Annotated in this window: 11 protein-coding genes; 7 read left to right on the top strand and 4 right to left on the bottom strand. The window is 42.4% G+C overall.

The genetic code is table 11. The annotated features are described in order from the left end of the window. Nucleotides 1–16: 16 nt before the first annotated feature. The 7 genes from EPN31_RS16745 (at nt 17) to EPN31_RS15680 (ending at nt 5,423) form a co-directional block, all read left to right on the top strand. The gene (locus tag EPN31_RS16745) at nt 17–307 is read left to right on the top strand and encodes a zinc ribbon domain-containing protein (protein WP_367188324.1); all 291 of its coding nucleotides are present in this window, start codon (nt 17–19) and stop codon (nt 305–307) included. A 159-nt stretch (nt 308–466) separates the two neighbouring features. Beyond that, nucleotides 467–727: a hypothetical protein gene (locus EPN31_RS15705; protein ID WP_291775417.1), complete on the top strand. Its 261-nt coding sequence runs from the start codon at nt 467–469 to the stop codon at nt 725–727. A gap of 76 nt (nt 728–803) precedes the next feature. Further along, nucleotides 804–1,316, top strand: coding sequence for a hypothetical protein (locus EPN31_RS15700; RefSeq protein ID WP_291775414.1), 513 nt, complete (start codon nt 804–806; stop codon nt 1,314–1,316). A 42-nt stretch (nt 1,317–1,358) separates the two neighbouring features. Further along, nucleotides 1,359–1,625 (top strand): hypothetical protein, encoded by a 267-nt coding sequence (locus EPN31_RS15695; RefSeq protein ID WP_291775411.1) that lies wholly within the window; start codon nt 1,359–1,361, stop codon nt 1,623–1,625. Nucleotides 1,626–2,060: 435 nt separating this feature from the next. Next, on the top strand, nt 2,061–3,404 hold the full coding sequence (locus tag EPN31_RS15690; RefSeq protein WP_291775408.1) for a multifunctional CCA addition/repair protein: 1,344 nt from the start codon (nt 2,061–2,063) through the stop codon (nt 3,402–3,404). Nucleotides 3,405–3,536: 132 nt separating this feature from the next. Then, the gene (locus tag EPN31_RS15685) at nt 3,537–4,022 is read left to right on the top strand and encodes a hypothetical protein (RefSeq protein WP_291775405.1); all 486 of its coding nucleotides are present in this window, start codon (nt 3,537–3,539) and stop codon (nt 4,020–4,022) included. A 72-nt stretch (nt 4,023–4,094) separates the two neighbouring features. Then, nucleotides 4,095–5,423 carry a hypothetical protein gene (locus EPN31_RS15680; RefSeq protein ID WP_291775402.1) on the top strand — a complete coding sequence of 443 codons (1,329 nt, stop codon included), beginning with the start codon at nt 4,095–4,097 and terminating at the stop codon, nt 5,421–5,423. Between the two features lie 66 nt (nt 5,424–5,489). Here the strand turns inward: EPN31_RS15680 and EPN31_RS15675 are convergent, their stop codons facing one another. The 4 genes from EPN31_RS15675 to EPN31_RS15660 all read right to left on the bottom strand — a co-directional run bounded on the left by EPN31_RS15675 (nt 5,490) and on the right by EPN31_RS15660 (nt 9,195). Continuing rightward, nucleotides 5,490–6,617 carry a L,D-transpeptidase family protein gene (locus EPN31_RS15675; RefSeq protein ID WP_291775399.1) on the bottom strand — a complete coding sequence of 376 codons (1,128 nt, stop codon included), beginning with the start codon at nt 6,615–6,617 and terminating at the stop codon, nt 5,490–5,492. A 188-nt stretch (nt 6,618–6,805) separates the two neighbouring features. Beyond that, nucleotides 6,806–7,495 (bottom strand): hypothetical protein, encoded by a 690-nt coding sequence (locus tag EPN31_RS15670; RefSeq protein WP_291775397.1) that lies wholly within the window; start codon nt 7,493–7,495, stop codon nt 6,806–6,808. Between the two features lie 32 nt (nt 7,496–7,527). Beyond that, nucleotides 7,528–8,070, bottom strand: coding sequence for a hypothetical protein (locus EPN31_RS15665; protein ID WP_291775394.1), 543 nt, complete (start codon nt 8,068–8,070; stop codon nt 7,528–7,530). Nucleotides 8,071–8,133: 63 nt separating this feature from the next. After that, nucleotides 8,134–9,195 (bottom strand): hypothetical protein, encoded by a 1,062-nt coding sequence (locus tag EPN31_RS15660; RefSeq protein WP_291775391.1) that lies wholly within the window; start codon nt 9,193–9,195, stop codon nt 8,134–8,136. Nucleotides 9,196–9,539 lie beyond the last annotated feature (344 nt).

The following is a 9,539-nucleotide window of genomic DNA, read 5'->3' as shown; positions in this document are numbered from 1 at the left end:
GAGTCAACTATCCAGTATTTGCCGTTGGGCAGGAAGGGGCTTTGCGTTAATCAACGAAAGTTATTCAACTCAGGTTTGCTCGAATTGTGATTGCATTTGTGGTCCCAAGGGTCTAAAGCAACTTGATGTAAGGTTTTGGGTATGTGTTAATTGTGGCTTTGAACACGATAGGGATAAGTGTGGCGCACAAAATATAGAGCGAACCTCTGTAAATAGTACACTACTCAAGACCGTGCCAAGGTGTTGGCATCCGTCTGCGGGAATCCTTGATGCTCAAAAAGTTGCTGATAGTTCCTTATCAGCATAACTAAATCTTTATTCCGTTAAGATTAGCAACTCTGCATTGTCTTAACATGGATTGAATAAAATTTAGTTAATCATTCAAACACCGATACAGTACAACATCCTGTGTCTGATGAACAATTAAACAAATGAACACCAATAATTATGACAAACGGAGAACATTATGAAATCAACCGAATCTTCGACAAATTATGACAGTGTTGTTCCTGAACGATATCTTTCCAAGAGTACAACACTAGAGGACGTACTTAACTTCCTTTTAAGGAAACATCTTGGATTTTTTGGCTTCCTTCTTCTCGCTTTAGGTATATTTCTTGACCTAAATGCGCTTATTTTGTCTGGAAGCGCAGTTATGATTGCAGGCTTAATCAGTGTAGCCATACGAATTCACGCTTTGGCCTACAAATACGACAAACCAACCTAAATTCATAAATTAACGCTGACCTTGCATTTTTTATGATCTTCTGATATACTTCTCGCATTCCACAAGAGAAAATCTAATGCGAGCCTATTTCTTCGGTAACATGTATCTTTCCAGCATTCAGCAAGGTATCCAAGGCGAACATGCCATGACGGCCATGTTTGTAAAGTATCGCCACCAGAAGGATCATCTTGACACCCTGTATGAGTGGGCAGAAAACCATAAAACTAGCATTTACCTCAATGGCGGATATGCCGACAACCTTTTACGTGTCCATAACGAAATTGATGACATTGAACGCCATCTTGCTGAACATCTTGTTGCTGATCCTGACTATTTGAAGTCCATAGGTCTTTCCTCAGATTTCTCTTTGGACGAAAGTATTTTTCGTTTGTCTCACAGTCTGTTTCATGAAGAACAAGCATCCCTCAATGGTGCCTTGACTTCAGTAGCTGTTATTTTGCCTGAATGTTTTTATTTTAGGAATGAAGCTACCATGAAGGACATTGATTCCAAGCTGGCCGAAGGTTGCTCACTTTTTCCTCATGAGCGCATGTTGAAGCTTCTGTCGGAATTTCGATTGGCAAGTTAAATATCCAAAACTAGTCAATAACAACATTATCGGAACAGCCTTATGAACGACATTAATAAAAAAGAAACAGTGAAAATTGAAGGAACGGTTCAGCGTATGGCAAAGTCCGACAATGAAGCATTGCGCGTTTATTTCAAAATCAAGGATATTCACCCGCTCGCCTTTTCTTGTTCTGCTGAACATGCGGCTGAAATTATGTTAACTCGTGAAGGTGATTATGTAAGGCTTGAATATGAAACTCGCCTTCACAACTCTTACTTACACATCGTGTCATTCTCAAATTCAGACATCAGGCAAATCTATGAGTAAGCCTCAAGCAGCTAAAACGAAATCCCCATGGCGTCCTATGTCAAAGGCTCCAAAGGATGGAACCACCATTCTTGTGACCGAAACACCTAACGGCGAAGCTTGGAATGTTGTAGCCGCCTGTTGGATGGCAGAAGGTTCAGGTGAGGGTGGCAGAATGAAGCCCGATGAACGAGGACGTTATCCTGATAACACTGAGGCAGGACGCTGGTGGGGCATTACCCCCGCTCGATGGTCGCCATCTGAAGGTCCACTGTATGTGCGATGGAGAGCTTTGGCTATCACTCCTGTTTGCTGGATGCCGATGCCCGAACCTGATAGTGAAAAGTCATTAAGGCGACGTATGGCAAGTGCCTCTAAGCATTTATAAAATGATGTCACCTTGACTTTTATCCTTACCATGGTAATCTAAACACTTTTGTAACACTAGAGATCCACATGGAAAACAATTCACTCAACATCAAGGACGCCAAAGTCTATTTAGTCGGCGGTGCCGTTCGTGATAGCTTATTAAAGCAACCTGTTCATGACAAGGATTATGTCGTTGTCGGTGCAACTGTTGCACAAATGATGGAAGCTGGCTTTAAACAAGTTGGTAAGGATTTCCCTGTGTTTCTTCATCCTGAAAGCAATGAGGAATATGCTTTGGCTCGCACCGAAAGGAAAAGCGGATCAGGCTATAACGGATTTGAAGTTTTTACCGATCCATCGTTAACCGTTGAAGACGATCTATCACGACGTGATCTGACTATCAATGCCATCGCCAAAGACTCAGAAGGCAACTTTGTTGATCCTTATAACGGTATCATTGACTTGAATAAGAAAATCCTTCGTCATGTTTCTGAAGCCTTCGCCGAAGATCCTTTGCGTGTCCTTCGAGTAGCTCGCTTTGCAGCCCGTTATCATCATCTTGGATTCTCCATTGCACCTGAAACCATTCAGTTAATGCGTGATATTGTCAACCGTGGAGAAATTGACGCATTAACTAAAGAAAGGGTATTCATTGAGATTGAAAAGACGTTCACTGATCGTCAAAGTACGCCATCCGTCTTTTTGTCTGTCCTCCATAAAGTTGGAGCATTAGAGAAAATTCTTCCTGAAGTTGATGCCCTCTATGGCGTCCCACAATCAGCTGCACATCATCCAGAAATTGATACGGGTATCCATACCGAAATGGTCTTGGATGTAGCTCATAGATTGGCTCCAGAACGCTTTGACGTACAATTCGCGGCACTTGTCCACGACTTAGGCAAGGCGCTAACTCCTAAAGACCAATGGCCTCGCCATATTGGTCACGAAGAAGGCGGTGTTCAACCTTTAGAGGACATGGCTTCCAGAATGCTTCTTCCTGCGGAGCTTGTCCGTAGAGGTAAGGCTACTGTGGTTCATCATCTGAAGGCTCACCAAGCGCTTGATTTAAAGGCTAGCACCATCTTGAAGATGATACAGGCCATTGATGGCTTTAGGCGTCCTGATGGCTGGGAATGTTTCCTTCTCGCATGTGAGGCGGACAAGCGTGGTCGTTTGGGACTTACTGAAAGTGACTATCCTCAAGCCGACTTCTTGAGAGTAGCTTATCAATATGCGAAGGAAGTCAAGGCACAACCATTTCTTGAAAATGGCATTCAAGGTGAAGAGTTGGCAGTCAGGATCTACGATGCTAGAGTGTCAGCCATCAAACACGCAAGGAAGGACTTTGATTTTTCAAGAAATGGAGCTACTGATGTTTTGGAAGCTAATCCAAATTCAAAGGTAAATAGAAGCAATAAAGTAAAACCATAATCTTTTAGATATTGGCTTATTAAACCTTCTAGAAGGCATGTCATTTTGAAATGGCATGCCTTTTTACTTGTGTGTCTAATTTTTCAAAATAATCGCTATCATGTCATAATCATCCACAAACAAGATAGCCGTATGAGTGACCACGCCGAAAAAATTGAAGACTTCAAGATGAAGCTTAGTAATGCCCTGCTTGATATCCTCTCTCCTGAAACTGCTGAATTATTTGATGAAGTTAGTTTTACTGAAGAAGGTTTTCGTTGGGATCTATTGATTGAGTACGCTTCCATCAATCCAGACAGTGAACTGGAAGAAGGATTGCGTTCTGTGGAGTTTACTGTTGAGAATGTCTGCTTGGGAAATCCAAAAGACAAGTTCTTTGGATTCCATGTGCTGGATAATGGCTTCGCTTTCCTTGGCGTCTATACACAGCCCGAGTTTGAATCACCGATTGCTTTCTTGCTTGGCTTGAACAGTGATGGAAAGGCGTTTGCTTATATCCCTAAAACAGGCAACAATTATGACGCTGATGACAATGCTTCTTTTGAGTGGTCTGATGATGACGATTTTGTTTTTGATCAAGACTCCTTATTGGAAGATGTCCAAGCATCACTAATGTAATCTGCATTAAAGATATTAAAAATTAACTCAACTTTAATGGCCTACCATGGTTACACTAGGTAGGCCATCTTTATGAAAAAGACCATCAAATTACTGACGAAATATCGTAAATTTCTTCATGCCAATCGGTATGAAGACACAAAGACGTTAGGTAAACGTATCCACGACTTTTTTAAACTCTATCATCCTTGGGAAGGTGAATCCATTTTAGGTATTCCAGCCCTCTTTCCTTTTTTGGCTGAACTTCCGAGTCCACTAGACTCTCCGAGTAGTTTTGATGGGAATGGCAACTCAAGAGTAAAAACTTTCTATCGTGAAGTTCTGTTAGCCATCAATGAAGTTTATAAAGACAATCCTTTCGTTATGCCTAATTCTACAATAGCGGTTAATGGACTTCAGACAACAAAAACAGATTTTAGAGACCTTAGAGATGAACAAGGCCGCTCTATTTTGGCTTATACTGATGACATTGAACTTATCCGGGCACTGAAATACGTGATAGGAGGCGATGGGTATAACGCATCAGGCGAAACCATAGCCGACCAAGTGGCTATCGCTAAACGCTTATGGGACAATGAAAATAATGGTTTGCTTGTTCAACGTCATGAAGGCAGTCTACTATATAAGAAGGCATTCAACAAAACCATTCCCGTATCAATGGATATGGACTGTATCAATGTTAATTTTAAGGGCATCCCGAATAACAGCACAGCATCCACAGAAGGACTCCCTTACCAAACACTTTTTATTGGTCATCCTACGGATCCAAAAAGGTTGACCAACATTCTTAAGGAATATTATCCATCTACACAGCAAAAGATTTCCCCATTGGATTTGGTGATGACTCCATCTGTCGTTTTTCAGCCCGATCCTGTTTATGGTGGGCCTACGACAGAGGATGGCGATGATGCCGATCCACAAGCTGTTCCTGAAACCATTTTTACAGAATTGCGTCCTCTTGCTCGACAACAGGAAGTTAATCACGCTTTAATTTCAACTTATCTAAGTGTTTGGAAATCCCTTTTTTATGATGAATTAGATTATGCTTTAACAGAGAGTAAAAGAGATCTCATTGAGGGACGACTGGCTCCGCTATTTGACAACATTGATCTTAAAAAAGTCTGTCTATTTTCTACAAAAGACGAGAGTAATTATACCTATTGCCGTCATTTTCTGACCACCACAAAAAGACAAGTGGAACCCTTGATGGAAGAAAAACGTCCTAATACAGGTTATGAACTCTCACCACTTATTATCATGGATGACGCAATTGATGAATTAGATTCAGCCATGAAAAGACAAGAAATTCTTGCTATTCAACAAAGTTCTAAAAACACACTCACTGAAGCAAGACCGGAAACGGCAAGAAAACGTAAAACGTTGACGAACAAGACGCCATAATTGATAATTATGGCGTCTTAGTATTTTTTATTTTAACTGTTGAACTTGATTTCAGTATCTACAAGATCAACCTTGTTTTGGCTTAGTGACGGCGTAGGGATCATCCAGAGAAGCCACACCTTCATTCGTAATGTCTACCGGGTAATTGATAACAGTGACAAGTACTTTATCTACACGGTAAGTATTAGTTTCCTTGGTATCAAGCTTTTCCTGAAGTTTATCGGCATCCCATCCCGACAACCACAAGCCTAACTTCTGCCACTCTTGAACACGAATACATCCGTGAGAATAAGCGCGCTTATCCTTCTTGAACAAGTAACGTTCATTCGTGTCATGAAGATAAATGGCTTGTTTATTATCCGTATTGAAACGAATGACACCAAGTGCATTATCGTCGCCAGCCGGTTGATAAATACGAAGGCCACGAACTTCTGAAGCAGTAACATCAGGCGAACCCAAATCAATCAAACTACCATCACTACCAACAGCCACCATACCTGTGCGAGCAGCGTAGCCTTTTGGCTTGCCCACAGAAGGGAACACGCTACCACGAAGGATAGTCAAGGTCGGTGTCCATGTTGGGTTGACGGTCAATGAAGTGATATTCGTGCTGAAAATCGGCGTGGCACGATGTTTACCGACAATAACTTTACTACGGAAAGCCAATTCGCCTGTGACTGCGTCAATTGCGTCTAGAGAATACGACGAGATATTCACCAAAACTAATTTCAAACGACCTTCCTTGCGAGCATTCAAGATAGCTACAGCAGATGCTTTTGCATATTGCAATGCGATCACATCAGCTTCAGTGATTTTGTTGTCTTGAATATCTGAATTAACTGCATCAACAATAGTGTTCACATAAGGAATTTGAACATTTTTTAAAACCGATGTATTAAAACGATTGACACTTGCAATGGAATCTACATTCAAATGTCGCACCCAACCTTCTGGAGAGAACTCCAAGGCGTTAATACTGTCGGATACCTTCTGTAAGGCGTCTGTAAACGCTGTTGTTGATACGACATATGAACCATCAGTATTGACTTCGGTGTCTGTTGTAGGGGCTTCTGTGCCGATTACAGAGGTCGTTGTTGACACGGCTGAGACACCAGCGGTAACATTTTGTGAGAAGGCGACAACAGGAAATAGAGAGATAAGTCCAAACACCATGAGTTTGTTGACTGTTTTCATTCTTGCGTTCCTTTTATGACTTTGATTTGGCAACGGATGGTTTAATAATGTGTTATTAAAGTAATGTTACACGAACCACACAAAATATGCAAGTAGTTCCCAAGAAATTTTATGAAACAAACCTTCATAAACAAGAAGGCCACATTCGGTGGCCTTCTGTTTCCATTAAACATTTTTGAAGAAGGAAATCAGAATCTCCAGCGTTCGTTCTCCTCTTCCAAAAATTCCTCTTCTTCCTCCTCTTCAACATAGTCATCATCACCTTCAGGAATATCCTCAACTCCCGTATGGAACTCAAGACTTTCACGGAAAAGTTGAAGGACAGCCCAAGCGCCCAAGACAGAAGGCGTGCCAAAACCACCAACAACCGATTCAGCATCTGAAGTGTCAACACTGATAGTTACAAGGCCGTTATCCAACTCAATAAAATCGTGACCTTCCAAAACGGATTCATTTTCAGGAGCTTGAGCAAAGATGTTCAGAGAACCGATGACACTATGTTCTCCATCACTTTCCCCTTCAGAAGTTGTACGATTGAGCAACGGAATTTCTTCATCCAGTTCCAATTCACGGCCTTCATCAACACGCTCACCATCTTTGAAGCGAATTAGTGAGGCGTTGATATCCTTGAACTCGTACTCAGGTTCAACACGAACAACAATCTTCGCGCCAACATCCAAAGGATGTGAAGCCAGATCCGTGAATGCAAGCTTGGAGGCCGCACCCTTCAATTTCTGAATAAGCAGATATTCCAGTTCATCAACTCGGGCATCAACCGCATTCAGTTCAACATCATCCGAACCTTCGACGCCATCCTGAATTTTTAGGAAGTAAGAGCCATCAGCACGAAGCTTTTGCGAAAAAACGAGACTTTTCATAATTATATTCCTTCAAACGATTGATGGTTGACTTAATTCTTCAGGACATACAAGGCGTCAACATAATCGCCTTTGTTATGGATATCCAACTTGCTATGTTCCTTGACGTGGACGAACACAGGCAGGACAACTACCGTATCATCTTCAACGCCAATGTCCTTCAGTGAAATGCTTTCCTCATTAAAGCGTTCAAGAAAACGAGTGGAAACACATAAGGCACCTGTTGCGGTTCCCAACAACAACGCACCCTTATACCCCTTAACCTCTTCATCCTCATCCTTAACCGCAGGAATTTGAGCAAAGGCAACTGTGGAAATGGCACCACCAAAGTTAGCTGGTAGCAATTCTTCAACTTGCTTCGTGATCAGGTTATAGGCACAACGCTCACCCACATTGAACTGATCAACCTCTTCACCGTATTCATCAAACCTTGGTTGAACATCCTTGTTAAGGGATGCAATTAGTTCTGGATTGGTCGTGTAAAAAGCATGCTTCTTACGGCTCTCGCTGAAAACAACGACACCACGACTCAGGTTTTCCCAAACATCTGAAACTAGAAAAAGTGTGTTACTCATAAATATTCTCCTGAAAAAATTAGGCGGGACATTTATAACACCCCGCCAGTTGAATGGGAAGCCTTAATTATTCTTGCGATCAGTACCGTAGAATACACGGCTAGGGTCACTTTCAGCAGAAAGACGAGTATTGCCAACCACCGCTGCAGTCGTGTTGTCAAAGACCAAGACGTTCAACATGGTCTGCAGAGACTTGGTATTGACTAGCGAACCTGCCGTATGGGTTGAGGCCTCAGTCAAGACGTTAAACAAGTCATAACGACTCAGATCCGAAGGCAGAGTACGAATACGATCATCTGACTGCGACAACACTTCAGAGCGATAGACACCATCCAAGCGAGCAATGTTGGTCAAATCAATCAGTTGACGCAAGTGAGCCAAATCTTCACCAGTGCGACCACGATAGCCCTCAGAACCCGAAGTATCATGGCGAGCCATCAATGCCTGATGGGCGCGACGAACCTCATGCAAAGTCGCACGCTGATTCACCATTGCCTCAAAACGCTCACTCAAGAGGCCGTTCATGGTTGGCTGAAGGTTCAGTGAAACGATCTCCAAGTTACGCTCCCAATCGTTCAGGAGAGGCACACGACGAGTGGTTAGTGGTGAAATACCCACCATACCATTGGTGCAGATCAAACGCTCTACTTCCAAGGTAGTCTCAATGTTTTGTGAGAACGGCGACCAGCGATACAGAATACGGTTCTTGAATTGACCGCCTGCACCAAGACCCGCAATGTCAAGGTAGAAATCTTCACCAACGCCACCAAGGAACACACCATTGTTACGATGACGCAACTGCTGGATGGCACCAAGGCGATTACCATTCGGCTTGGAAACTTCAAAGCCGATCTTTTCGCCTAACGCCTGAATGCCGTCATCTGAGTGAATGAACCCCTGATAATCGCTGTAACGATAGTCTACAAGACGATCACCCAAAAACATGAATGTACCGCCATTCAGGCGAGCCAACAGGGCATTGCGATCCATTTCCTGAGCATCCTTTGCCAGCTTGGTCTTGCCGTCAAAAGTGTGAGTGTAGGTATCATTGATGATAACAGAGATTGCACCCTTAGCGAGCGGAGTGACGTGAACCTTTGCGTTTTTGATGACAGTAAATGACATAATAATTTCCCTTGAGAGGTTAAGTGAAAACCCAAGACTTGTGTTGTGGAGCAATAAAAGTTGAGCGGAATGATTTGAGAGTTGAAGGATACTATTGTAGCGACTTTTTGTCAAGCTAAATCTTTCAAAAAGGTCAAAATAATTAACGAAAATTCATCAGCATTTAGTTCATAAGGATACAGGAGAGGTTTAACAAGACATTATTAGAATCTTGTTAAACCTTTTACCTTTAGTCGTCGTTCAGCACATCTAACAAACTGCGTTCCAACAAGGTTTCAGGTGACAGATGACTGTCAATCTCATCCTGTTCCTTGTTCCTTGCCGCATTTTTCTCTTGAATCTTT

The sequence above is a fragment of the Castellaniella sp. genome (genome assembly GCF_004321985.1).
Classification (GTDB): Bacteria; Pseudomonadota; Gammaproteobacteria; order Burkholderiales; family Burkholderiaceae_B; genus Castellaniella.
The sequence above is the reverse complement of the archived record's forward strand: the minus strand, read 5'-3'. Positions and strand labels throughout refer to the sequence as shown.